Below are 26648 nucleotides of genomic sequence, written 5' to 3'. Positions count from 1 at the left end.
TATGTTCGCCCTTCGTCTTGGTAACTTGAATTGAATGTCTGTGTCCACCGTGGCAGGGTGTGTCCCGGAAGCGTGGGAACAAGGCAGGCTCTTTTGCAAGGTTGGCTTCTGTGTGGTGGCTTTGTGTGTCTTGCAAATGTGCCTGACTTGGTGTGTAGGGTCAAACAATTTGTTCTTCCAGTAAGTCTTTCCAGATTGCGAATCCCTTTTTATTGTCAGAATAATCATGCATTATCCGATGGAAACCAGTCGGTTGCCTTTCAAGGAAAACCTGTCTGCCTTTATTTCTGATGATGCTTAATTGGTCGTCAATTTCTTTCAATTTCATTTTAAGTGTCGGTTTGTCTTTAGGAAAATGCCACAAGTAAGTTGCTTCTTCCGTGTCCAATGTCTCCAAAACAATGTGAAACTGTTCTTTTCCTGACAATAGAAATACAAACGAAAATGGACTTAATACAAAACGAATTTTCAAAGTGCTTCTATCGTGTCGTTGTGCTAAGAACTGCAACTGCCTATAATGCTTGTAATTTTCTTTCTTCAATATATTTTCAAGCAATTCTTCGCCTGAACTGTAAAGCGAATTGCTGTTCTGCCCCTGTATTTGATTGATGTCTAAAAGGTTCTCTGATTGCTGCAATGGTTTTCCAATAATATTTTTTGAAACGAAACTGAATTTCACACCTTCAATCACCTCTCGATTTATTTTGTCAATATCATTTGATGTTGCCAATTGAGAAACCAGTTTGCCGTCATCAAACTCTGCACAAATTTGAATCTTCACATTCTTTGATTTAAGTGCTTTTGCAAAGTAGGGTTTCAAAACTTCAAACTCCGGTCTTATTTCAAGATTCTCAATTTCAAATTCAAGTTCGGTTTTCAATTCGGGAATTATATGTTTGAACAAAACACTGCAATAACGAAATTCAAGTTCTCCAATCAGGATTTTTATTTCTTTATCAATGGTAATGATATTTGAGTGTTTAACTTCTTCTTTTGGTTCATCAAATAATGTTGCCTGTCTATCAATCTTCCTGTAAAAAGTGTTTCGTTTTAGAAATAGTTTGTTCAAATAGTCAATTTTAATATCACGGTAATCATAAATAGCCGGCGTGACTTCTGAACGTTGAACTCTGCCAATGTATTGAATCAACTTTCCCTCAAATGAAAACGGATATACAAGAAACAAACAGTTGGCGTTTTGTAAGTCAGTTCCTTCACCAAAGAATTGTCCTGTAGTAATGAGAACTTGGTAATTACCGCCTTTCAGCATTTTCCATTTAGAATTTCTGTTGGCTTCTGAATCATCACCACTCAATGTTATCGTCTCATAAGATTGTTTCAAATACTGGTTTAGAGAATCAATGTGTTCCTTTCTTTCAGTGATTATCACAGCTCTTTTGCCTTTTTTCAATTCAGCATTTACATCATTCAGAATTAACTTGTTTCTTGCTGAATCGTGAATTAGAATTTTGGAAAGAGTTTCAAACGGGTCTGTTTTGGAGTTGAAAGGAATATCAAGTTCAGAATTTCTAATGATAATTTTGGCTTGCTGTGAATTGCTGATTTCACTGGATTTTATTTCAGTAATAACTTCTCCTAAATAAATGAAAATAAGTTTGCCGTCATTGTATTTTCTGAATGGCGTTGCGGTTAACCCGTAGAGATAAAATGTTTTAAGTTTCGCTACTGTATTTCTGAATGTTTCTGCCGGAATGTGATGACATTCATCAATGACTATAGTTCCAAAATTGTTTTTCAGAACCTCACTATTCCTCTTTTCAATTTCCTTTGTTAAACTTTGAATTGTAGCAACTGTGATTTTATTTCCAATCTTACTTTTTCCTTGCCCTATTTTTCCTATTTCGGTTTTGGGAATCCCAAGAAAAGTTTCAATCCTTTCTATCCATTGCTCAACCAATTGTTTCCTGTGAACGATGATTAAAGCAGGTTGCTGTTTATCCGAAATTATTTTTAATGCAACAATTGTTTTTCCAGAACCGGGTGGAGCTACAATTACCCCTAAATCTTTCTTAGTAATTGATTCTACAACTGTTTGCTGATGGTCTCTTAGCTGGGCATTGAATAAATACGGTATTGATTTATGCTTTTTTCTGTCATCAATGAAATCATGTTCAATTTTATTCTCTCTGCAGTAGCGAATTAATTTTCCTATGAAACCTCTTGGAACTATAACTTCGGTTTCCGCTTCTTCCACAAATTTGAAATAACGTTCTGTGCCGAAAGTACTCTTGCCTATTTTCTTTTTGATGATAAACTCTGTACTTGCAAAATTTAATTCTTCTTTCAGAAAATTTATTAATGGAGTTATCATTCCTTCACGACTGATTCTTGCTTCGTTACATAATGTAATGATTAATTTTCCATTGCTTGCTTTTGGTGGAGTGGAAATAGTGAGCGTTGAAACTGATTGATAATGTTTGTTTAATTCTGAAATGGAAACCCTCTTGATGTTTTTCAGGAATTCAAACTGTTCTTTTATTGGTTGTAAAGTTTCTGCATCAATAAAACAACTATTTCCTTGTTCCAATGTTTTTTTGAATAGCGGCAATGCAATTAAATTTCCTAAGCCTTTCCTAGAATGAAAATCCTGATTGGGAAATAAACGGTCAAAACTTGAACCCTTGTCAAATATTGAGAATGCTCCCGATTGTTCAAGAATGGAAATGAAAATCTTCCTGCTCCTGATTGCAGGGTAGGGATGTTCAAAAAAAATCCATACATGTCCGCCTTTGCCTGAACGAGAACGTTCCAAATATGCAGGTATTCCTTTTTCGTTACATACTTTGAGAAATTTTCTTGAATCATGAACCCAATTGTCCTCATCAAAGTCTGCTGCAAGAAACCATGAAGTATTATCAGGCAGTAACGGATAGATTCCGATATATTGCTCTCCTTTTAAATGTTTGGCAATTTCATCATCAGTAAGTCTTAGGTATGTTTTATCTGTATAGTTTTGAAAAGTCCCGCCCTTCATTTTGTGAGCCCGGTATCTGTAGGGGTCGAAATGATATGCAGGCATATAGCCGCTTTTATCAGCTTTTTCCCATCGAATGGCAAATACATCCTCCCGGCCCCTGAAGACCGATTTAAATAATTGTATCTGATTTGCGGAGTTCTCATTCATTGCTGTTTCCCTTAAAAAACCGGCCAATTCCCGGCCAATTAGCGGCCAATACGGCCAATTAGCGGCCAATTATTCTTTTAACTCATACTTGCTTCCCCTTCCTTTTGAACCGGTTTGTTTTATTAGCTCTTTACCAATCAAGTCCTTCAATTCTTCAGTAGCCAGTGTCTTAGCAACTGCATTTATTTCCTGATATTTTGAATTGGTAATACTGCCGTGTTCAACAACATACAATATCGCTTTTACCTGTCGCTCATTCAATCCTAATATTTGTAGCTGGTATTTACTGTATTTATTTTTAAAGAGGGTTACCAATATGCCGCCATCCTGTTCAATAATTTCAGGGTCAGGTAATCCTGCTTCTTTGCAGGTACTGATAATCTTTAATGTTCCGCTTCTCCAAGCATCAATGTAGCCGCCCTTAAAACATACATCGGCGATTAATAAATTTCTTGGCCTTGATGGATGCTGCCGTTTGAGGGAATCCAAACTGATACCGGCAGGCAATTCGCCTTCATTCCAGATATTAAAGTGGTTGTCGAACATACGCATCTGCACAACAGATGAACCTAAGTAATTTCTATGCACTAATGCATTGAGCAACATTTCACGGAGTGCTGCGATAGGATATTCACCTTTCTCAATTCTTTGTATGCCTTCAAACGAAATAGCACGGGTTAGAAACTTCCGGTTTAATTGCTCCAGCACTTCTTTTAGTAAATAAACAATATTGCCTTCAACTGTCTCCTGGAATCTCAGGTCGCTGCTGTCTTTACCGAAGCGGCCAATTTTTACAACGCAATTATTGAAAAATTTTGCCGGGTTCTTTCCAAACAAAACAATGGCTGCCCTTTTAATGTTACCATTATCATCTGTCAGGCGGAGCTTGGCAATCAAATCTGCTTTGCTTAATCCCTCCACATCTGAAATCCTTCCAGCATGAAGTGAAGCTGCTATGTATGATTTTAAACTGGCATCATCAATGTCATCAAGTGTGGCTGTTGGCTCCGCAACTTCATCCCATGTCTTACCACTTTTACGAAGTAAATAATCGGTAAGTGCTGCACCAATCAATTCTTGTTTGGTGCTTCCGCTGCGGTAGTAATACCTGCCACGCAAAGAAATGGGTACTGCATAAGGCTGCGTAATTATTTCAAGGTAGTACAAACCTTTTTCTTCATGCAGATTTATATCAAGTAAAATCCCCATCAGGTCTTTTGCCTTGTTAGGTATTTCATCCATCAGTTTTTTGTAATCACTAATGCCGACTACTTTGCCATTATCATCTTTACCAATGACTATTGCACCACCTTGTGCATTGGCAAAACCACAAACCCATTTCAGGTAGTCATCATGCCAACTTTGTTTATATTCTATATTTTGTTGTTCGGGCATTCTGTTGATTAAATTTTCTTTTTTAATTTATCAGATACAACTTTTTTAACTTCATTTACATTTTTTTTCGCTTCGGTAAAATATTCTTTCTTCAATTCAATTCCCAAATATTTTCTTCCGTTTAACGAGGCTGCAACTGCTGTCGTTCCTGAGCCAAGAAATGGGGAGCCTTCACTGGCATATCTATGAGTTGAAATTTGCAACAAAATTTTCTGGCTCATCAGGTGTCAAAATTATTTTTTTTATCTATTGTCTTAATCAAAACAGTTTTGTTTCTTCTTTGCATACCAAGTCATACTACCAATTTTCGTATTTGCAAATTTCCCAAAATACCCAAATAGTCCACCAACTCCAAATGTCCTAACAGCCCAACCAATTTTTTCTTTGTCTAAATACTCTACACTTTTAATTTGGTTTCTGTCAATTTTAACGTCTGATAAAAGTCTATGAATAATCAATTGGTCAGTCGAAAGTTTATAGTCAATTGGTCTAAATGCGAATGCAATAAAATATATCAATAGTAATGCAGCAGTCGTGTAAATTGGAATTGCTCTACCTGTGTCTTTGAATATTGAGTATTGCCCAAAAATTATAAATGCAAATAATAGAGTTACTCCAATTGTGACTCCTTTTGCTAAATTGTCTAACGATGTTTTGTATGTCATTATTTGAAATTTTAGAGTGTTGAAAAATGCTTGCAGACAACGGTTTAGGGCTTTGCGTTCGGGCGGGTTTCCGGGCACAAAGTTTCAATTTATTACTAAAGTTTAATCGAAGCACAAAGCTCCAAGTTTGCACGTCAGCCCGCCTGACGCAAAACCCGTTAGCCGTTCGGTTTTATAATTTGTCTGTCAATTCTTGAATGATTTGTTGTTTCAATTTCTTTTTAATTTCAGGTGCTTCAAGTTGTAAATATTCAAGACCGACAAATGAATTTCCTTGTTTTCTATTTTGTCGTGGTTCAATGCTTTCAATAAGAATTGCCTCTAAAATGTCGCCCAAATTTTGAATTGTAAAGTCTTTGAATTTTACACCTAAATTTAGTTTTGCGTCCTCTGTCACTGGATAAAAACCGAACCAACTAAACCTGTCCCAGCGTCCAGCAAGTCTGTCTGTCGTGTGGTCTTTTAGTCTTTTGCCAAGAGACTGTTCAATTGCTTGGCCAACATAAACTGTTTCCCTGCTGTCATGCAATAAATAAATACCAATTTGGTCTTTAAAGTTTACTTCGGTCGCACCGATTTGTTGAATGCCCAATAAGTCTGGTTGTGATTTCCAATAAACAAGATTTCTGTTCCAGTAAATTCCAAAAGCATTTATGATTTTATGGCTGTCTTTAGTTACAATTTTGTCGTTTACAATTTCAGGTTCGCTGTCGTCAATGTCATTGTCGTCAGGTTGATTTAAAAACTTGCGTAAGATGTAATAACCTTTGGCTGTTTTTGCAAAGATTGATTTCTCTTTCTTTGTGTTAATGTCAGTTGTAAGGTTTGCACTTACCGTGTCTTGCGGTGTTGCTCCCAATGATTTTCTGTAACCTCTTTCAGCAATAAGTTCAGCAATTTCTGTGTAGTGAAGTTGTTTCTTTTCTTCATTCAACACTTTTTTAATTGCTTCTTTCCATTTTAATTCAGCCATATTTTCTGTCTATTGAATTTTGTTGTTAAGTGTCGTCCTAAACTGACCGCTAACGTTCACGCATTTGCGTTAATGCGGTATTTGAAATTATTTTGTTGAATTAATTGTTTAGTCCAGTAAAGATAAAATGTTCATCACTTGAATTGTCGTCTAACCGCATTAACGCAAATGCTCTTGTTATTTGCAGCTATTTTTTTATAAACTCTGCAACGATTTCAAATTTTTTCTGTCCAATCTGAACTCCTGATGATCTGGTAGAGTTATTAAGATCATGGTTGTCAAGTAATATATATCCAAAATGAGTACAACCTATCTTTCTTTGTTCACCTGGAAATAATGTATATAATAATGTATTTGAAGTAGTGTCGTCATTTGTCAAAGTAGTAATTTTTACTGTAAAAGTTTTGCTCTTCGATGATGATGTATTTGTTAATACTACTTCTTTAGGTACGACTTTCATTTGGTTTATTAAACTGTCAGCCGTTTTTTTATTTTTGAATTCTGTCTCTTGAATTTCCATGTTATTTCCCCCAATTGAAATATCTATTGGCATACTTCTTTTTGTCCATATATAATCCACATTATCACAAGTATTGTTTATGTCCTTAAAGGTAAGTTTGCCGTCTTTACAACTTATAAAAAAAATAAAAAAAGCTAAATATAAATATTTCATATTGAATAGATTTAGTTGCAAATAACGTTCAGGTATTGCTGCAGGTGGGGATTTTATAATGTCCTGCCCGGAACTGAAGTTAAATAGAAATACAAATGTTTAATGTTTTAAAAAAAAGCCGACCTGCGTTTCGTCTGATGGAACAACTGCCCAGTAGCCATATGCTGCTGATAATTATTCTGTCAAGCCGCTATGACTCCAAACCCATGTTGGCAGTAGCCTTAGTCATGTCAACGGAAATGATTGAAAAACTAAAGAAACTGCGTCCTTTGTCGCCCACCGTTAACCAAAAGTATGTGGATGTCAGTTTAAAAATTCTTGATGCAGCCAAAGTTCTGCACCAAACGTACACTCTGGAAGAACTGCATGATTTCGTGTTTTTCAAAGAAGTCCCACAACGCAAGATTAGTCCAGAGCGGCTAACTACTCACTTGTGGGAAATTGTCAAAGAACATTGGTCGGCGACAAAAGCCGAAGGTGAACTTGCTGAAATTTTGGTCAGTCCAGCCTTTCAACAAAAACTCCAATCTGGCAGTTGTAGTCAGTAGGGTCAGATGGCGAAAGCATGTTGATGCCGTAGCCGTGCCCCATTTCATACAGATGCTCTTCCAGTTTGAAATTGATGTTAACCACTTTGCATTTATGTCCCTCAAGGGTTACGATGTCGCCAACAGAAATGAATTGAGAGTTGTCCCACTCTTGCCGCTTAATGTTCAGCAAGTCGTCAAGGTCCTGACGATTGTAGATGTAGCAAATTTCACGTTTGTTGTCGCCGTGATACTTAAAGAGCATTCGTGCAAAGAAGCGTTCTCGCTTTGGTTGTGTCATAAAAGAAATGTTTGTATGGAATTTGCCGAAAGGTTACTGCCAACGGTTCTGAGCTTTGCGAAGTGGCGGATTTTTAGCACTAATGTTTATTAGAATTCCGAATGTTGAGCCTTGCACAAAACTGTCATAGAAGCACGTCAGCCGCCATTTTGCAAAACCCATGTTACAAGCTGGCCTTCTGTCCACCGAGTAGTTGAAACGCTTTGCTGTCAATGGTTTTGGTGTCTGTTTAGAAACTGATTTTTGTCTGTCGTTGTTCTGTGCGTTTGCGTATTTTTTATTTTCAGAAGGGTCGGGAAATTTTTTTAATTCAATTTTTTCAGGGTGGGGCAGGCACACTCTTTGCCAAGTTTTGGCTTGCGGGTCGGCTGGTGCGACTTGGCAATGTGTGTGACTGCTGCGTGGGTTCATTACTGTCTGTTTTTCTTAAAGTTTTCTGCTTGCTCAAATATCTCTACATACACTTCATCTCTCTCCACTGGTGGATAGCCGAACTCATCTAAAATCAAAATCAACTCCACTTTCAAGGCTGATTTTATGTCGTCACGTTTATTCCAGTCAGGGAATTTGGCTTGGCTGTCAACAATGAGTTTTACGGCTTTGGATAAGTCAATGAGTTTGTCGTCAGGGTAGGTGAAGTCGTATTTTTTGCAAAGCTCTTTTAATATGTCGTAAAAGGCTTTTTCTTCAAAGTCAATTCCTAATTCGTCACCTGTTTTAAATTCTTTGTGAACGTCCCAAATAAGGTTTGTCAAGGCTTCTGCCATTTCCTCATATACTTCGCTTCTCAAAATGTCGTTTGCGTCACGGTTGTTGTAGCGTTCAACGATGGCTTGCATTTTCTTGGTGAAGTCAATGCCTTTTACTTTGTTTACTTTTCTGATTTCTCCAATAACTTTAGCAAGTAGCTGTTGAAGCAATTTGATTTTCGTGTTCGGCAGTTGGATTTTATCAATCTTAGCCAAATAGTCTTCATCAAAAATGTCTTGTTCGCTTTCTCCTTCTTCTCCAAGTTTGAAAATTTCTTCTACTCCATCACTTTGCAAAGCATCTTTTATCATTTCCCTTACTCTTACGTTCATCTGTGCTGTGTCAGGGGCATTGCCTTTGGTCAACTTGAAAACAATGGAACGAACTGCCAAATAGAAATGGGTGTAATCTCTTTCGGTTTGGGTCAGTTTTTCGCTTCCTGCACAAATATCATAAGCGGCTTTCAGTCGCTTCACCAAGCCCATAAATCGGGTTTCCATTTCTTTGGTTTGCTGCACAAACTCCGCAGCCATATTTAAGGTGTTGAGTTGCTCTATGGTGCTGCCTTTGAAATACTTTGTATTGTCAAACTTGTGCATCAGTTTAGCCAATAAATCCAAGTGGTCTTTTACCACTACCAACGATTGGTCAATGTCTTCAAAATTATCTTCATCGCCTTTGTTGTATTTGGCAAGGGCAAGATTCATTTGTTTTTTGATACCAATGTAGTCCACCACCAAACCTTTGTTCTTGCCTTCAAACTTGCGGTTTACCCGTGAAATAGTCTGAATTAAATTATGTTGCTGGATCGGCTTGTCAATGTAAATGCTATCTAAGAACGGAACATCAAAACCTGTGAGCCACATATCCACCACAATGGCGATTTTGAAATTGGATTTCGGATTCTTGAATTGTCGGTCAAGTTCTTTTCGGTCATCAGAAGTGCCCAATAAATCCCAAAGTTCTTTTGGGTCGTCTTTGCCTCTTGTCATTACTAACTTAATGCGTTCAATCGGCTTAAGTTCCCGCTTGTCTTTGTCGGTTAATTCTGCACCTTCTTCCGCTTCTCTTATTTCGTTCCATTCTGGTCTAAGGGCAATGATGTTTTTGTAAAGTTCATACGCAATTTCACGGCTGCTGCTCACAAACATTGCTTTTCCTTTTACGGTGGCACCCTCTGAAATTCTGTTTTCGTAATGGGTTACAAAGTCACTGGCAACTTCTTTCAAGCGGTCAGGGTCGCCAAGTATGGCATACATATTTGCCGTTTCCTGTTTGCTTTTGTCAATCTGATATTCGTTGGCTCCCAACTCGGCTGCTTCTTCATAGTATTGCTCAATCTTTTCCAGTTCACCGTTTTTCAAAGCTACTTTTGCGGCTCTGCCTTCATACACAATCCTTACGGTGATTTCATCCTTCACCGATTCTGTCATGGTGTAGGCATCTACTACTTTACCAAACACATCAAGCGTTGCATCAATAGGTGTTCCTGTAAAACCTACATAGGTTGCGTTGGGTAACGAATCGTGCAGGTATTTGGCAAAGCCAAAAGATTTCTTAACTCCGCTTTCGGTTACTTTTATTTTTTGGTCAAGGTTTACCTGACTTCTGTGTGCTTCGTCCGAAATGCAAATCACATTTTCCCTTTCGGTAAGCAGTTGGGTATCTTCTGTAAACTTGTGAATGGTGGTCAGGAAAACGCCACCGCTTTGTCTGCCTTGTAGTTTGGCTCTCAGGTCGGCTCGGCTTTCCACACTTTCCACGGTGTTGTCGCCAATAAATCCTTTGGCATTGATGAACTGTGTCGACAATTGGTCGTCTAAATCTGTTCGGTCGGTAATCAAAACTATAGTGGGACTTTCAAAGTATTCACTTTTCATCAATAACCTTGTCAGGTAAAGCATCGTGAAACTCTTTCCGCAACCTGTGGCACCAAAATAAGTTCCGCCTTTTCCGTCTCCTTCGGGTTTTTGGGCTTTTTTGATGTTTTCATACAAAGCTCTTGCAGCGTAATACTGCGGATAACGGCAAACGATTTTTTCTTCCTTTTTGCTGTTGTCGGGTATGTAAATGAAGTTGCGAATAATGTCACGCAAACGGTTTTTATTGAACATTCCCTGAACCAGCGTAAACATTGAATCTATGCCGTCAACGTCCTTGGCTAGCCCCGCCACTCTACGCCAGGCATAGAAAAATTCGTAAGGGGCAAAGAACGAACCTGCTTTGTTGTTTACGCCATCACTGATTACACAAAAAGCATTGTATTTGAAAAATTCGGGAATATCTCTGCGGTAACGAACCGTTAATTGTTTGAAAGCATCATAAATGGTGGCTTCTTCCCGAATGGCACTTTTGAACTCAAATACCACCAAAGGCAAACCATTGATGTAAATAATGCCGTCAGGGATTCGTTTTTCATTGCCAATGATTTCCAACTGATTCACAAACTTGTAAATATTCGTATCTGCTGGATATTGTTCTTCGGGTTCGGCTGCTATGGAAATTACTTCGTCTTCGTTGGGTTGGCGGTGTTTGTTGAGCCCTGCATAATTGAGAAGCTGAATGTAAATGTCTTTTTGGTTGCGGTCTTCTCGTTTCAGAATAAAACCGTCCGCAAGCATTCTCAAAAAGGTTTTGTTGCTTTCGTATAGGTCTGATGATGGAAGCGATTTGAGTTGAAGAATAATTGAATTGGTTTCATTGAGTGTAATACCCTGCGGTGCATATTGCATTAAAAGAAAATTTCTCAAATCGTCCTCAATCAATACTTCATCGGGCTTTCGGGCAATGGTAATGCCCAAATGGTGGGGAAATCCTTCTTGCCCCAACAACTCGGTAAACGCCTTTTCTAATTTTTCTTCGGTAAATCTCATTTTTTAGGCTTCTTCAATTTTTTTATGTCTTCTTCCAGTTCTTTCAGGCTTTGCTCTTTCTCTAACGCCTTTTGTACAAGTTGGTATTTTTCAAATTCTTCACCCGATTTTTCCAATGCCATTTCGTGGCTTATTTTTCCGGCATGGGTCAATAATTCCCTGCCGTTTAGTTGCAGAATAGTATCCAAACGCTCAATCCAATCTTTCATATACATAGGGATGCGTTGCTGTGCCATGGTTTCAGCAAAGGCAAGGTATTGTTCCACTAAAAGCCCAAGGAGTTTTATTTCATCTTCGTTCAGGTAGTTTTTAGCAATGCTTACGTCAGTTTTTTTTATAGAAACGGTTCCTTTTTTATCATACGACTGCATACCCATCAACGGCAGGGTAGCGTCTGCCCTACGATATACCAACTCGGCTGCTGTTTGCTGGCTGATGGCCCACAGGAGTTTGTTTTGCACCACTTTAAAAAACTCAATGGTCTTTTCATCTTTTGGGTCGTAATCAATGCTGGTGGTGTAGATGTCTTTGATTTTCTGATAAAAAAAGCGTTCCGAAAGGCGTATTTCCCGAATGCGTTCCTGCAGTTCGTTGAAATAATTCATCGTATTGCCGCTCTTAAAGCGGTCGTCATTCAGGGTAAAACCTTTAATAATGTATTCTTTCAACCGTTGGGTAGCCCAAATGCGAAACTGTGTACCCTGGGGCGATTTTACCCGATAGCCAACGGAAATAATGACATCCAGATTGTAGTAAAACGGGGCTTTTTGCTGAAATTCGGAAATTCCGAATTTCTTCATTGTAGTGGTTTCTACCAGCTCGTTTTCCTCATAAATGTTTTTAATGTGCTCGTTGATGGTAGATTTTGCCTTACCAAACAAGGTTGCCATTTGGTCTTGGGTTAGCCAAACGGTTTCTTCTTCCAGCCGCACATCTATTTTGATGTTGCCTTCCTGGTTTTGGTATATGATGATTTCGCTGTTCATAATTGTTTATGGTTAATTATTAATGATAAATGTTTGATTTCTTTAACCATTAACCATTTATCATTAACCATTGTATTTGCCTTTTCTAATTTTTCTTCTGTGAATTTCATTGTCTAAACGTCATGGGAAAAATTATATAAATAATCCATCATTTCTCTTGCAAAACTCCTGATGTCTTCTTCATTGCTACTTGTGAAAATGTGATTATCACCATTTAATGTAGTTCGGAATTCATGAAATTTTGCTCTTACTACATCTTTATCTGAAAATATTTGATCTATCTTATCGCTAAGGTTTGAACAGGTAATTCCATTTTGCTCAAACTCTATCAATTTTCCTATATAAAAATGTGGGAAATATTGGCTTTCCAAAAAAGTCCTTAGATATGTCCTTATATCTTCTTCACTTTCCCTATTTATAAATCGATATATTTTTGAAACAACTCTTTCATAGGTCGTTTCGGTGAAGGTTTTACTTTCAATTCTTCTTAAAAAACTTGTCGAATCGTTTTGAGCAATCTCTATAAAAGAAATAGGGAAATCATCATTCATTGCCCTTTCAAGAAAATTTCTGATAAAGTGTGAATAATGAGTTAGTACAACAATTTGACTTACACTGCGCAGGGTTTCTTTGATTCTATTAATGGATTTTAAAATGCGATTATCATCAAAGCTTGTAACTGGGTCATCCAATACGATTATTGCTCTTTGTTTTTCATCTGGTGAAAGAAAATCCAATCTTGCCCAAAATAATGAAAGTGCCAAGGCACGCTTATCTGACTCACTAAATACCTTGGTAATATTAGAGTCATTAATTTCTACATTCTTGAATTTTACTTTTAGAAAATATACTGGTTGATGACCTCTATTGTCTGTACCTCTTTCTAGGGTGAAGTTTTGACTGCCAAACTGCTTAAAATGATAATCAATTCGAGTATAGAATCTGTCAAGATATTGATTCTGATTGGCAGATAAAGCCTGTTCATTAGCAATTATTCTTGTCTCAATAACAGTGATTTCTCGTTGCTCCGCTTGATAAGAAACACAAGCATCATTTTGCTCAACTCTTGCAATTGCTCTTTTTTTAATCTCAATTTCTGTTTGAAGTTCAGAAATTTTTGTTCTTATCTGGGATAAGTCACGATATGGCTCTTTAAATAATTGAATTGCCTCTCTTATACTTTCAATGGTTTCCGCAATCGCTGATAAATTACTTTGGTAGCTAACATGACTTTCTAATAAGCCAGTAAAATCAATTGATTGAACAGGTTCATGTGGTTTTCTTTCTTTGATGTTAAAAGCTTGAATTACCTGTTGAGAATAGTGACTTGTAAGGTCATTAAGACCTGTTTCGTTTGCTGAATCTATTAACTCATTTAAACGAGTAACTAATGCAGTGAAATCCTCTGTATTTATTAACTGAGTATATTGTAACAATAAAGCCTGCTTTGCTATGACCAAATTTAATGAATTGTAGTTAAGTGCTCCCCACTGTCTTCTTAAGTTTTCAACTTTATTTTCAATATCGGAAATATACTCTCGGTATGCTTCATTAAAATATGAGTGGTAAGCATTAAGTAAATCAGTGGCGTTTTCTAAAGATTGACCACAGAATGAGCAATTATTAGAATCATTTTTTCGAGTGTCTAAACCCTCTTTAATCCATTGCGTGGCGTTTTCAGTTATTTCAAAATTATTTTCAATATGCTCTTGAAGTTTCGCAATTGCAGCAGAACTAATCTCGTTAAACTCACTCTCTAATAGAACATTTGTTTGGTTAGTTAAATCTTGGATATTATTTGTGGGAACAATAAACTGGGAAAAATCTTCAATTGATAATATTTCTGTAGGTCTCTGAAGTCTCTGCTGTTCTTGCCTTAATCTTTGTTCTAATTGAGATAATTGTTGCCTTTTATCTTCGATATTTATCGAGTTTGGGTCTGTAGTCAAAAATGGTGCATACTCTTGTTCTTGCTTTCCTCTTAAATACAATGGAAGCAAATTTGGAAGGTTGCTTTTTTTCTGTCTTAATACTCTTTTATCTTCTGCGATTTGGGTTGCAAGTTGAACTCCTTGTTGTCCAAGAATAAATCTTGTGAAATTTTCTTTATTCTGTCGTTCAATGGAAAGTCCTGTAAATAAATTTTTGTGAATAAAGTCTGAACCAAAAATATGTAGGTAATCATTTGAATGTACCTGTGTCCATGAAGTATTTGAAAAAATACATGGCACTTCATTAGTTGATTGATGTGGCCTGACTGATATTCGAACACCTTGATTTGAAGGAACATTAGGTATTGATTTTCGTGTTGTTATAAATGACGGGTCATTATCTTTGAGTGAAGTGAGTATGTCTGTTAAAGTTGATTTACCTCTTGTGTTAAGCCCGTATATAAAAGTGAGTTTCTCAAATTGAATTGAGCCACCATTATCAAATTCTCTGAAACTGCCAACATTGTTTATACTTATTATTCTCTTTATCATACGTCTAATTTTCAATGGTTTGCTTTTCCATCCTCTCCACCACACCCCGCATCAACACAGGGCAAAGCGGTTTGATGGTATTTTTCAATTGCTCATTGATTCGTTTGCGAGTTTCCAGTGTGTGGTAAATGGTTACGATGGCTTCCTGCACTTTGATGTCGGGAATAGGCAATTTTACATTGCACATATCAGCCCAATCAAAGGTTTCTCTTGCACTGCCCCAAGAATGAAATCTTGCGTATCGGTCAAATTCTGACCGTTTGAAAAACAAGAAAAGATATTCGGGCAATAGAACAGAAGTATCTTTTACTCTGAAAACTGTGTAAGTGCTGGAAACAAGACCTGCTTCTCCGTCTAAAATTGCAATTGAAATTTTCTCTCCGTTTCTTGAAGTAACTGAAACATAACCGAACTCTCGTGGACGAACAATTTTATAATTCGATAAATCAAGTTGATCTTTATTAGATTTGGTTTCCATAAAAACCTTGTTCACACTTATTCCAATGAGATTATCAATCTGCAAATCATTATTCCTTTCATCCGATTGCTCAATATATTCACCAAGCACTTTAGGCTTTTCGGTTTTAATCAGGTTTTCAATGTAAGTATCACATATCAACTGCAAATCTGCTAAGCTGCTTTCGTAGGCTTTTTGGTTATTGAGTAAACCTTGATACAATGCCACATACTTGCGTTGCTCGTCAATGTCGGGAATGGGGATTTCAATATCGCAAAGGCGTTCCCAATCTAAACCACCTCTGACACTCGAATCGCAATAAGTCCAAGCCCTTCTGTCAAATTCAGGACGTTGAAATTGCATCATCAAATATTCGGGTAACAATTTGTTTTTGTCAATTACTTCAAATGTGATGTATGCAGGTGAAACAATTGCAGGTTCTTCATTAACAAACAATGCAACTGGTAAAATTTCATCTCTATTAACGTGCATTAAGTTTGTGGCAAACTGACCTTTTTGTATAAGTTTGTATTTAGACAAATCAAGTCCTGATGCATTGGCAACTGAAGGCATAAAATTCTTGTAAATGTTTATGCCCATAAGATTTGTTGTAATCAAATCCTTGTTTCGATTATTCACAAGCCGTATATAATTGCCAATTCTTTTAAAGCTCATATCCCAATACCTTAAAAGCGTTTATCAATTGCTCCTGTGATGCTTTTTCTTCTTTCAGCAGTACTGCAAAATCCTTTTGGATGCGTTTCATTTCGGTGTTGAAGTCAATGCCGCTGTCACGGTCAACAAACTCAATGTATTTGCTCGGCACCAAAGAAAAGTCGTTGGCTTTAATCTGCTCAAAGTTGGCTGAGTAGCAAAATTCAGGAACGTTTTTATAGGTATTTTGCCAGTCGGTTTGTTGCCAGTTGTGGTAATTCTCGGCAACTCTTGCTATTTCATCATCCGTCAGTTCAATAAACTGCTTTTCAAACTCCACACCCCAACGCCTCAAATCCATAAATAAGATTTCCTGCTCACGGTCTCGGTAGTTTTTCATTTTGCCGTTTACTTCTACGCTTCGGGCTTTCTTGTTTTTATTGATAATCCAAAGCGTAACGCTGATGTCGGTGGTGTAAAACGTATCTCGTGGAATAATCACAATGGCTTCCACCAAATTATTTTCAATCAGCTTTCTGCGGATTTTATATTCTTCACCATTTCCACTCAATGCACCATTCGCCAATATGAAACCAGCCACTCCGTTTTCGCTGAGCTTGCTCACCATATTCAAAATCCAGCCATAGTTGGCGTTGCTTTTGGGTGGCACATCAAAACCTCTCCAACGTGGGTCGTCTAACAATTCATTTTCTGCCCGCCAGTCTTTTTGGTTAAAGGGTGGATTCGCCATTATAAAATCGGCTTTCAGGTCTTTGTGTTGGTCATTCAGAAATGTGTCAGCGTGTTTCTCACCAAGGTTTGCCGAAATTCCCCGAATGGCAAGATTCATCTTTGCCAGTTTAAACGTGGTAGGCGAAGACTCCTGTCCGTAAATGGAAACTTCTTTTTTATTTCCGTGGTGGCTCTCAATAAACTTGATACTTTGCACAAACATTCCACCACTACCACAAGCAGGGTCATAGATAATTCCCTTGTAGGGTTCTATCATTTCGGCAATCAGTTTTACGATGGTCTTTGGCGTGTAGAATTCTCCTTTCCCCTTGCCTTCGGCAATGGCAAACTTGCCAAGGAAATATTCATACACCCGTCCGATAATATCCTGCTCTTTGTCTTTGAGTGTATTTACCTTGTTGATTTCGTCAATAAGTGAAGAAAGTTTGGAGGTGTCCAAGCCCAAACGAGAATAGTAATTGTCGGGCAATGCACCTTTCAAAGCCTTGTTGTCTTTTTCAATGAGGTGCAAGGCGGTGTCAATCAAAAGCGGTAAACCTGCACCGGCTTGATTTTTCTTTTTGATGATGGTGCTCCACCGTGAATCTTCTTCTAAGAAAAACACATTGTCCTTCGCATAAAAGGCTTCCATTTCCAGATACTTCTCTTTGCCTTCGGCAATCAGTTTTTCTCTGTGTTCCTCAAATTTGTCGCTGGCAAACTTTAAGAAAATTAGCCCTAAAACAACGTGTTTATATTCGGCAGCATCCACACCACCACGCAGCTTGTTAGCTGCTTCCCAAAGGGTCAGTTCAATTGGTTTTTCTTTTGTTTCTTTCTTCTGTTTCGCCATTTTATGGTGTCAATATTTAAAATTTTTAATGTCTGCTAAGTTAAGTTTTATCGTTGCATTGTCGTCATAAGTGCGTTGGCAAAAAAATGGCTCTTTTGGTTTTGCGAAGCGTTGGCTTTTGTGTCGGGCAAAACCAAATGTGCCATTTGTGCGGTGGCAATAAAATTGAATTAAAAAAATGTGCGGTGGGGAAAATAAAAAATACAGAAGGGTAGGCAATGAGTGTCGGCTCAGTTGCTGTCCGTTTGAAATATGGTCTGTATGTTGGTCACCTGTCAAAATTAGCGTTTCAATTTATGTTTATTGTCGTCTGCTTGGTCGTTGCTGTGTCGTCTTTTATTCCGTCCGCCCCGGCTGACCGCTGCTGCGTAAAGATAAAAAAGATGATGATATGCACATAGCTAAATAGATAAGGTCAAGCTGGATATGCAGCCCAACAGAATTACAACAGTTGAAACACGGTTTCCGTCAGCCTGCATTTTGGCAATACCCATGTTGTATGTTCGCCCTTCGTCTTGATGACTTGAATTGAAAGACTGTGTCCACCGAAGTAGGGTGTGTCCCAGAAGCGTGGGAACAAGGCAGACTCTTTTGCAAGGTTGGCTTTTGTGTGTCGGCTTTGTGTGCCTTGCAAATGTGCCTGACTTGGTGTACTGGCTACTTGAAGAACCCATAGTTTTTGTCAATCAAAATTCTCCTGTCAAGAAACGAATTGAATTCTTCGCATGAAGTTTCGCTTATCAGCAAACACGAATAACAAGCTGCGTAATTAAGTCCTCCAACTCCTTGTCCATCGCTTTCATAGCAAATCGGGTCGCTGCTGCAATCTCTGGCTCTCAATAAGGCTGAAGAAAGAATCTTGGGAAAGTTTTCGCTGTCGGCTTGCTTAATCAGTCCGCCAAAACTTCCTTCACTTCCTGCAATGGTGTAAATCAAAAGTCCGTTCATTGCATCGCTGTCGCAATAAATTCTTTCCGATACAGAAGAAGAAGGATAGCCGCAAAGAAATTCCAACTCCTTAATGATTAAGTGAGAGAAGCTGTGAATGAGAAGAAACTTTGCCAAGTGAATTGTATTCGTGAACTTATCCTTGCTTATCATTTCGTTTTGATTCATTCGCTGATAAAGAGTGAGAATTTCAGATTTAGCTTTTTCATTCTTCATCAAGTCATCCACAAAAGATTTCATTCTTTCATCGTTCCACTTGATAAAAATTCCTTCTCCGAAATTTTCTACTCCTGTTAAATACTCCGTCTCGTTTGGTTTGTTGACTGTGAACTTTGCTTTCAACGGAATGTCTTTGTTGTCAAAGCGAATAAACTTGTCTCTGCTATTAGAAAAAGTATCTCTGTCCATAGGGCTTAACCTTGTGTAGCCAGTTTGAACAGATGTCAATTTTAGCCGTTTGATTTTTATGATTTTCTCAAAGCCAAAATTCTTTAGAGTATCGTTCAAAGGAATGTCTTCAAGAATCAAATCCTTTTCATCTGATGTGAAGTTTCCAGTTTTCAACAAATACTGATATTCATTCAGCAGATAGTGATATTCGTTTTTGCGAAACTCAGTTTCAGTTAAATAAACTCCTTCGCCTAAAACCTGCTGAATGTCTTTCAATGCAATCTTGGTAACTGCTGCAATTTGTTCGGGTGAGTTTCCTGTTGTGCTCAGTAATCTAATTGTGGCTTTCTGGTCGTGAGTAAGTTTTATTTCAGGTTGTGGGATGAACAAACTGTTCATTACGATTGGATAATAAATACTGTTGCTCGTTCTGATTAACGGTTTGAAAAAAACTGTATAAGTTTTTTGCTGACTGTCTGTAATGGTTCCCTTTCTTCTGCGAAGATTGAAGAAACCTGCAAGTGTTTTCTTTCGGTTGCAACTCTCACATTGAATTGTGATACCTGCTAAGTCAGAAAGTTTTGTTGAACGAATGTATTGAAGTGAAACATTATCACAGCAAGTATCTTGTCCTAAAAGGTATCTGCCGCTTTCAAGTCCTTCTGATTCTTCATCGGTGTTATTGGCTCCTATTCTTTGAGCTGTAATCCATTTCGTCCAGTCAATATCTCTAATCTCTCCGTCAGGCGAAACGAAAACAAAACGGACTTGCTCCAACTTGTGATATTTTCTTTTCGGAGTCCCTGTAAGCAAATTGTCTTTGTAACAACAATAGCAATTCGGTCTGCCTGAAAGTTTTGTATCGTAAACAAATCTATCTCTGATTCTGTCAGGGTCATTTATTCCCTCATCGTTTTTTAAAACATCTTGCCAACCATTCCACCATTCACCAATTGTTTTAAACCTTTCGCATGTCTCACAAAAAAACCATGTCGGAAAATATTCTGCTCTTCCAATCTGATTTTCCTTCGCTGGCATTAAACGGTTGTCCTCGTTCTGTGCATTTGGCGGAACTTGAATTATTCTTTGAAGGTTTTGAAAAATTCCTGTGCCCCTTAAACGATTCAGTAAACGAGGTTCTTTGATTTCAAAAATGTAATTGCCATCATCATCTGTCAGTAAATAATTGCTTTGATTGTTTGCATTAAAAAACCACCACTGATTTATGTCCATCACTTTGTAAGCACCAACTGGACTTTCAATTATTGCCTGAACTCCTGATGTAGCAGTAACTGCCTTTCGTGTCTGTGTATGTATGAAGCGTTTCACTGTTCGCTGTGATTTTCCCTTCTTAAAAATATTTGCCATAGTTAATTTGTCTGTAAATCGTTTATGCGGTAATAAGTTTCTGTGTCGATATCACGAAGTGAATTCATAGTCAGCCAAATTTCTTCAAAGGGGTTCACATCGGTAGATGTCTTTTTCAAAAGCGTTGCGTAAGTCAGATTGTTGATTCGCTTTTTCTTCGCTGCCCAACTCTTAATTAAGTCATCAAGCAAAGTGTTTAAGTAATCGCTGTTGCCGAATCTACCTGTGATGTAAGTTTTAAAAGCATCTGCCATTTCAGGTTCAAAGTGTTTTGCTTCGGAATTTTTTGTCAAGCCCGAAACACTGTTTCGCATAAAGGCAACAAACATTGTTGTCAGCATTTTGCGAATTGTATTTTCAGTAAAAGGAGTAACACTTAACGGCTCAACAAATTTGTAATATGCCTGATGAAACGAATTGAAATTTTCAAAGTAGGATTTATCTCTTGCCTGATTTGGATTGAACAAAGAGAAAACAATTCCGTCATGCTTTCTTCCTACACGACTGCTCGCCTGTATGTATTCCGCTATGTTTCTGGGCATTCCGTTTACCAACATTACATTCAATCTGCTCACATCAATACCAACTGAAATCATGTTTGATGCAAGAACTAAATCCAAACCATCTTTCACATATTCATTTCCTTTCTCCGAAGTTTCAGTTGCGAATTCATCTTCCAACCTTTTCAAAGTCGCTTTGATGTTGTTGCTTTCAATTCGGCTTGTAAGCTCAAGTGAACGACTATCAAGGTCTCTTATCAAATAACGAAGTGCAGAATTATTTCCGAAGTGTCGGTAGAATAAAACATTGGTGTTGATTTGAATTTCATCATTGGTCTTGTTGTAAATCTTCCCTACATCTTTCAATGAGTTGTAGTAAGAAACAATTGTCCAATAAAGATTGAACGCTTTCAATTCATTCTCATTGAAAAGTTTTATTCGTGTGAAAAGCAAGTAGGGAAGAACCCAAAGTTGTGTATTGATTCCCGTTTTTCCTGTTGGCAAAAAACCAACATATTTTCTCTTGCTGATTGTTTCCTTCGCAAAGAAACTGTCGCTGTAAGAAATTCCTGATGGTGGAAAAATGTTTACTTGTTTTCCTGCATACAAGTCGCTAATTTGATGTGAAGTGTTTCGTGTTGTTGCAGTTGAAGAAATAATTTTCGGTTTGCGATTTCCCTTGCTACACAAATAATCAATCACACTTTCAAAGATTCCAACAATTGAACCCAATGGTCCACTAATCAAGTGCAACTCGTCTTGAATTATCAAGTCAGGTGGAAGTGAATCTGAAAACGAATTAAAAAACTTATGTGTCTCGCCTTCTTTTTGTGAAGCAAGAATTGCAAACTTGTCAACCGTGGCGAACAAAAGAGTTGGCGGTTGCTTGTAAAGCATTTCATCAACTACCTGTATAGGCAATCTGCTTGCATGAAATGCACACTTGTTATTCACACACTTGAAATAAAAATATCCCTGTGTGCCTGCCTGACAATCGTAACCGTGTGTCCAACCAGTTGCGGTTTTTGAAACCAACTTTGTTCCGCACCAGGGACAAGCCGTAAGTTGCAATCGGCTTGTGTACTGGTCTGCCTTTTCAAAATTCCCTGTGGCATCTTCCACAATTTTGTTTGCATCATCAGTTCTGTTTGGTGATGCACCTTCTCCAACCCAAAGCCCGATTGAAATTTTTTCCTTGTGCAACTCACTTTCAAAATTTCTTCTCAAAAACTCCAATGCTAAAATTAATCGTGATGCTCTTTCAAATTGTTGTGATGTGAGCAAACGCAAAGTGTAACGCATCAGAATACTTGTTCCCTTTGAAGTTTCTGCATTGTTGCTCAATCGTCTCCAAAGAATTGTAAACGCTGTTGCCGTCAAATATGCTTCTGTCTTTCCGCCTCCTGTTGGGAACCAAATCAAATCAACAATCTTGTTTCTGTCGTCTGAATTTTCATCAATGATTCCTTCAATGCACAAAAGCATAAAAGCCAACTGAAACGGTCTGTATCGTGGTGGCTCTGGTTTGTCGGGATTGATAAAAGTCCAGTCGTTGTAATCTTCAAAAAACTTTAGCGAACTGTATTCTGCTTTTTCAACTTCATCAGTCAAGTGGCGTTCCTTATTTCCAAATCGTCTGTCGTTGCTAATTATCATCTGAATAAACATCGCAGTGTTCGCCAACTGAAAACAATGAAATGCTTTTTCGCTATCGTCTTTTTCTAAAATTTCAATTCCTCGGATTAGCCGTTTGTGATTTGCTTCTTGTCGGCTGACAAGGTTGTTTGCAATCTTTTTTTCTTCTCCCTGAAAATTGTTTGCACTCGTTTGTTGTGTTGCAATCCATTTCTCGTAAAGCGAAACAAAAAGTTTTAAACTCTTTATGATTCCTTGTTTGTCGTCATTGAAATGTGAAAGCTGTTTTACTTCTAAACATTTATTCAAAGCATCAAAGTCATTCGGAAAATCTTCTTTGGAAAAATCATTCTTCATTCCATAAACAATTCTTTCAGGCATGAAAGCAGTTTGAATTACTGTTGGCGTTGGTGAATCATTCCATTGAACTGAACAGTTGTGTCCAACTCCGTAACTCTTGATGTCTCGGTAAATGAAATTGATTTCGTTTTGCTCCTCGTCAAACGGATGCAACTCTGATTGCGACTTGTAAGGTTTGAGAGAAATGTTTTCTACTGAAACATTCGTTTGAAACAAACACTTACGATTCAAGTTCTCATTTGAGTTGCTGTATTTATTTGAAGGGTGGCTTGAATTATTCAGCAAAAGAATTTTCACATAGTTGTTGCCTTTGTATTCGTAGGTCTTAACCATGTAGCAAACTGAAAGGACTTGACTGCCGTATTCCTTGTGAAATATTTCAACCGGCTCTTTTGTATTTGCAACTGGAATTTCTTTGTTGAGAATTTCAATCGCTTCTCGTTTCCAAATTCTACCCAAAAGTTTTTCAAGAATATGAATGTGCTTGTAAACTTCTTTGGTTCCAATGTTTTTGTAGTTCCTGAATTTGTCAAAGTCCAAATATTCTCCGCTTCTTTTTTCTCTACCGCCTCGGCTGCCGTTCAACTTTCTTGAAAGTTGCATGAAGCCATCGTTGTATGTGAGAATGTCTTTGAATGAAAGTTGTGTTTCAATTTCAGCATCAAAGAAACTTTCAAAACCTTCTTTGGAAATGGCAATTTTTATTTCGGGTTGAGGTGGTTCCAACTGGTCGTAAATGCCAAATGAAAAATTCACTCCGATAAATTTTTTCGGCTCAATGCAAAAGGTAAAACCTATGTGGGTAGGGAAGAAAGCGTTTTGAATTAACTGGTAATCTTGTGTATCAGAAGTTTGAGAATTGTCTTCTTCGTTGCCTTCTTCCTTTTCTTCGGCATCACCTGTCTCTTGCCTTTCTTCTGCATTGTCATAATCATTCTCGTCTGTTTCTGATTGGTTGTTGCTGCTCTCAATATCTTCTTCTGAAAGTGGATTGCCCGTTGAAGTTGGAAAATCCTTTTGCGGAAATAAAATTCCTGAATAGTATCTGTTCAAAGGATAATCAGAAATCAGTTCTTCGCTGTCGGGAACTCCAAAAATGTCAGAACCAGTTCCGACTAAACCTTTTTGTATTTCTGTATAGAATGAATCTCTGTAATTAGTCATCGTTATTTGTTGTAATTAATTCAATGTCTTTGATAGTTTTCATTGGTATTTGCGAAACGATATTTTCAATCTCTGCTGTTGTCAGCCACTCGGAAATAAATTCGTCTGCTTCACCTGTAGTAATGAAGTGATTTATGCTACTGCTGAACTTGAAGCCGTATTCAATTTCTTTCCCTCTGTATTCTTCAATCTTTGGTTTCATTGTGTTTTTCAAAAAGTCAAATGAAAGCCGTGGGTCGTTAATTGTTTTGGCAATAATGATTAAGTCAGAAAAACTTCTTGGGAACATTACTTCACCATCAAGATATTTTCTGAAAGTGTATTCGCTTACAGAAAAATGATTTCTCACTAACTGCAGATAAAGCGGTTCAGCCATTATGTTGTTTTGATAAACATCATTCAAACAAGTCCGCCAAAGAAGTGAATACTCGTCTGCCTTTTTCATCAGTTCAGGATTCTTCAACTCCATAATGTCCCTCAAAAGTTTTTTGTCGGGGTTTGCATAAATCAAAACTTTGTCGCCAATATTCAAATCTTCTACTAACACAAGATACTTTTCATTGCCTTGAATTTTCAGAACTGTTTTTGTTGACGGCAGTTTCATTTTGCTGCTGTCATTAAAAGTGATTCGGTAATTGTCGGTTTCTCGGTGGTCGTGTCTTGTTGAAGCAAGTGCTTCAATCAACTCATCGTAGCTTGAGAACTGATAATAGTTGTCGCTGAACTCAACTCCGCTAATCTGAAAACGGTCTTGCGAAATGTATTCCTTGTTTAAATCTGAAATGTAAGTTTCAATGTGGTGCTTCAATGCCCTTTCTTCAATGCTGTAAAGGAGAAGTTTGTATTCCGATTTGGCTTTGCCTAATCGTTCAATCAGCCTATCAACTTTTCCGCACCCATAAATTGAAGAAATCACTTTGTGATGTTCCTCATTTGAATCATCACTCTTTGAATAAGAAAGAATTTCTGTTTTCGTTCCGTTTGCAGTCAGCGAATAAAAAGTTCTGTTCGGATTGCTTGAATGATGTGATGCTGCACTTTGCAACTGGGTAATGTCTTGAAGTGATTTCACTCCGACATGATGATGAGATTGCCTTGCAATCTCATTTAACTCTGCTTTGTTGGCGTTGCACAAAAACGAAGGCAAAACAAGTTGATGAATTTGCGTTTGATACGATTTCAGTTTTTCAGTTTTGTTGTTGCTTCTGATTGCCTTGATGATTTCAGCAAACTTTGCTGAAATAGGTTTTTGATATTCGTCAAAATCAAAGTCAGGAAAAATGTTTCCTAATGTTTCAATCAGAAGTTGTTTCAATGCAACATCAAACTCTTGTTGGATTAGTTGGAGTTTTGCAAATGTTGTTTCTTGTTTCAGATTCCAGTCGTAATACAATCTTCTTATGAAACGATAAATTGATTTCAGTCCGACAGTGTGCTTGGTTTCAATTTCTCTGATTGCCTGATAAAATTCTGTGATGGCTTTTTCAAGTTCGTTGTTGTGAATTACAATCGGTCTGTGCTGAATGTTCCTTTCGCCTTTGAAGAAATTTATTTCGGGAATTGTCCATTTCCATCTCAATGGAATCTGGTTGTTGCCTAAATCAATCTTGATATCTTTCTCACCGATGAAAATGACCTTAGTAAATCGTCTTTGATTGTAATAGTTGCGAATGATGTTGATAGAGTTCTCAAACTTGGAACTACCAACAAAAATGCAAGTACTGAAAGTCACTTGCTCTCCGTTTATTTCTTGTTGTTGGTAGTTGTCAAGAAGATTTATGTTTTTTAAAACTGCAATCTTAGGCAAAATTGGAGAGTTGTATTCAATCTCTGTATTTCCATTTTCGTTTTCAGAAACGAAACAAGCTGGATATTCCTTCGGGATTGTAAGAAATAAATTACGGTTCCCAATTATCAATAATTTTTCATTGTTGTAGAAATCGCTTTGGTTACAGGCTTTAAAGATGTTCTGAAATGAGGAAATTCTGTTCAATAAATTTCCCGCCCTTTCAATTTTGTAATTTGAAATTGGTATGTATTTATTTAGATTTTCAACTTTACGTTGAGAATCGAGTTCAATTTGTGGATGAATTTTTCTAATTGTGTAAGGGCTAAGAAAAGCTTTAAGAGCAGACTTACTATATGTTAACTTGATATTTTTAAGGAGTGCTAATCTTTGACCAGGCTTAAAATCAAAAATTTTGTTTGTATCGCATAATTTAATGCATAATGTGGTAAGGATGAATTCAAGGTTTAGCATTTTTTCGTCTATGATGAAGTGCAAGTTTTTGTTGCAGTTGTTTATAAAGTTTAAATGCAAACTGGAAATATCCTTTTCTGTCTCAAATTTGGAGAGTACGGAATTGAGATATTTTTCTGGAGCTTGTAGCACTGGTAGCTAATTTAGGTTTTAATTGTAATTTTAAGCAGAAGTAGTATTGATAATTAAGCTTTGTCAAAATAGGGTTAGTTGTCGGGCAAAAATTTATTGCTGATGTATTGAACAAAGGATAATAGATGTTCGTCAGCCGGGGTGGTTAGGCTGTGCGTTGGCATTTTTAGCTCTTTGCAAGGTTGGCTTTTGTGTTTTGGCTTTGTGAGCCTTGCAATGTGCTAAAAATGGCGTTGGGCAGCTTGGCAAAGTCATGTTACTTTGAATTTAAGTAGGATGCTGTTTAGGGTGACATACAACGATCACGGCTTGGCGATGTGGTGGTGTTTGAAAATCGTCAGCCGGTAACCGCAGTTAAATTTAAAAATAAAAGTTCATTGTTTATTCTATTGATCGGCGTTATTCATCGGCTGGAACTGAAGCC

The 26648-nt window shown here is 37.4% G+C and carries 17 protein-coding genes; 1 reads left to right on the top strand and 16 read right to left on the bottom strand.

From position 1 onward, the window contains the following. Nucleotides 1-160 precede the first annotated feature (160 nt). The 6 genes from EO766_RS12605 to EO766_RS12580 all read right to left on the bottom strand — a co-directional run bounded on the left by EO766_RS12605 (nucleotide 161) and on the right by EO766_RS12580 (nucleotide 6851). A complete protein-coding gene (locus EO766_RS12605; protein WP_218330640.1) occupies nucleotides 161-3214 on the bottom strand; it encodes a DEAD/DEAH box helicase in 3054 nt (1017 codons plus the stop codon). Next, nucleotides 3215-4540: an ATP-binding protein gene (locus EO766_RS12600; RefSeq protein ID WP_074419445.1), complete on the bottom strand. Its 1326-nt coding sequence runs from the start codon at nucleotides 4538-4540 to the stop codon at nucleotides 3215-3217. Between the two features lie 8 nt (nucleotides 4541-4548). Further along, nucleotides 4549-4761, bottom strand: coding sequence for a DNA methyltransferase (locus tag EO766_RS12595; RefSeq protein ID WP_074419444.1), 213 nt, complete (start codon nucleotides 4759-4761; stop codon nucleotides 4549-4551). A gap of 33 nt (nucleotides 4762-4794) precedes the next feature. Continuing rightward, a complete protein-coding gene (locus tag EO766_RS12590) occupies nucleotides 4795-5205 on the bottom strand; it encodes a PH domain-containing protein (protein WP_074419443.1) in 411 nt (136 codons plus the stop codon). Nucleotides 5206-5377: 172 nt separating this feature from the next. Continuing rightward, nucleotides 5378-6178, bottom strand: coding sequence for an HTH domain-containing protein (locus EO766_RS12585; protein WP_074419442.1), 801 nt, complete (start codon nucleotides 6176-6178; stop codon nucleotides 5378-5380). Between the two features lie 187 nt (nucleotides 6179-6365). After that, on the bottom strand, nucleotides 6366-6851 hold the full coding sequence (locus tag EO766_RS12580; RefSeq protein ID WP_074419441.1) for a hypothetical protein: 486 nt from the start codon (nucleotides 6849-6851) through the stop codon (nucleotides 6366-6368). 95 nt (nucleotides 6852-6946) lie between these two features. Between EO766_RS12580 and EO766_RS12575 the strand changes: the two genes are divergently transcribed. Further along, nucleotides 6947-7399, top strand: coding sequence for a hypothetical protein (locus tag EO766_RS12575; RefSeq protein ID WP_074420699.1), 453 nt, complete (start codon nucleotides 6947-6949; stop codon nucleotides 7397-7399). Here EO766_RS12575 and EO766_RS12570 read toward each other — a convergent pair. The 10 genes from EO766_RS12570 to EO766_RS12525 all read right to left on the bottom strand — a co-directional run bounded on the left by EO766_RS12570 (nucleotide 7350) and on the right by EO766_RS12525 (nucleotide 26224). Beyond that, on the bottom strand, nucleotides 7350-7679 hold the full coding sequence (locus EO766_RS12570) for a hypothetical protein (RefSeq protein ID WP_143439138.1): 330 nt from the start codon (nucleotides 7677-7679) through the stop codon (nucleotides 7350-7352). The genes EO766_RS12575 and EO766_RS12570 overlap by 50 nt on opposite strands. A 33-nt stretch (nucleotides 7680-7712) precedes the next feature. After that, entirely contained in the window at nucleotides 7713-8090 is a 378-nt protein-coding gene (locus EO766_RS12565; RefSeq protein WP_074419439.1) for a hypothetical protein, read from the bottom strand. Beyond that, nucleotides 8090-11302, bottom strand: a complete 3213-nt coding sequence (locus tag EO766_RS12560) for a type I restriction endonuclease subunit R (RefSeq protein WP_074419438.1) — start codon at nucleotides 11300-11302, stop codon at nucleotides 8090-8092. The genes EO766_RS12565 and EO766_RS12560 overlap by 1 nt, the downstream gene beginning before the upstream one ends. Then, the gene (locus EO766_RS12555) at nucleotides 11299-12288 is read right to left on the bottom strand and encodes a virulence RhuM family protein (RefSeq protein ID WP_074419437.1); all 990 of its coding nucleotides are present in this window, start codon (nucleotides 12286-12288) and stop codon (nucleotides 11299-11301) included. Before EO766_RS12555 ends, EO766_RS12560 begins: the two co-directional genes overlap by 4 nt. Nucleotides 12289-12401: 113 nt before the next feature. After that, nucleotides 12402-14771, bottom strand: a complete 2370-nt coding sequence (locus EO766_RS12550) for an AAA family ATPase (RefSeq protein WP_074420698.1) — start codon at nucleotides 14769-14771, stop codon at nucleotides 12402-12404. A gap of 4 nt (nucleotides 14772-14775) precedes the next feature. After that, nucleotides 14776-15828, bottom strand: coding sequence for a restriction endonuclease subunit S (locus EO766_RS12545; protein WP_218836738.1), 1053 nt, complete (start codon nucleotides 15826-15828; stop codon nucleotides 14776-14778). Between the two features lie 64 nt (nucleotides 15829-15892). Next, nucleotides 15893-17467 carry a type I restriction-modification system subunit M gene (locus EO766_RS12540; RefSeq protein ID WP_074419434.1) on the bottom strand — a complete coding sequence of 525 codons (1575 nt, stop codon included), beginning with the start codon at nucleotides 17465-17467 and terminating at the stop codon, nucleotides 15893-15895. Nucleotides 17468-18124: 657 nt separating this feature from the next. Then, nucleotides 18125-20173, bottom strand: coding sequence for an MrfA Zn-binding domain-containing protein (gene drmB, locus EO766_RS12535; protein WP_081298712.1), 2049 nt, complete (start codon nucleotides 20171-20173; stop codon nucleotides 18125-18127). A 2-nt stretch (nucleotides 20174-20175) separates the two neighbouring features. Next, nucleotides 20176-23832: a helicase-related protein gene (locus EO766_RS12530; RefSeq protein WP_074420697.1), complete on the bottom strand. Its 3657-nt coding sequence runs from the start codon at nucleotides 23830-23832 to the stop codon at nucleotides 20176-20178. Beyond that, nucleotides 23825-26224, bottom strand: coding sequence for a DISARM anti-phage system protein DrmE domain-containing protein (locus tag EO766_RS12525; protein ID WP_143439516.1), 2400 nt, complete (start codon nucleotides 26222-26224; stop codon nucleotides 23825-23827). The genes EO766_RS12530 and EO766_RS12525 overlap by 8 nt, the downstream gene beginning before the upstream one ends. Between the last annotated feature and the right edge of the window lie 424 nt (nucleotides 26225-26648).

Origin of the sequence: Hydrotalea sp. AMD, assembly GCF_004100315.1 — a bacterium.
Taxonomy (GTDB): Bacteria; Bacteroidota; Bacteroidia; order Chitinophagales; family Chitinophagaceae; genus Hydrotalea; species Hydrotalea flava.
Note: the sequence above shows the minus strand (reverse complement) of the source record. Positions and strands in the feature narration are given on the sequence as shown.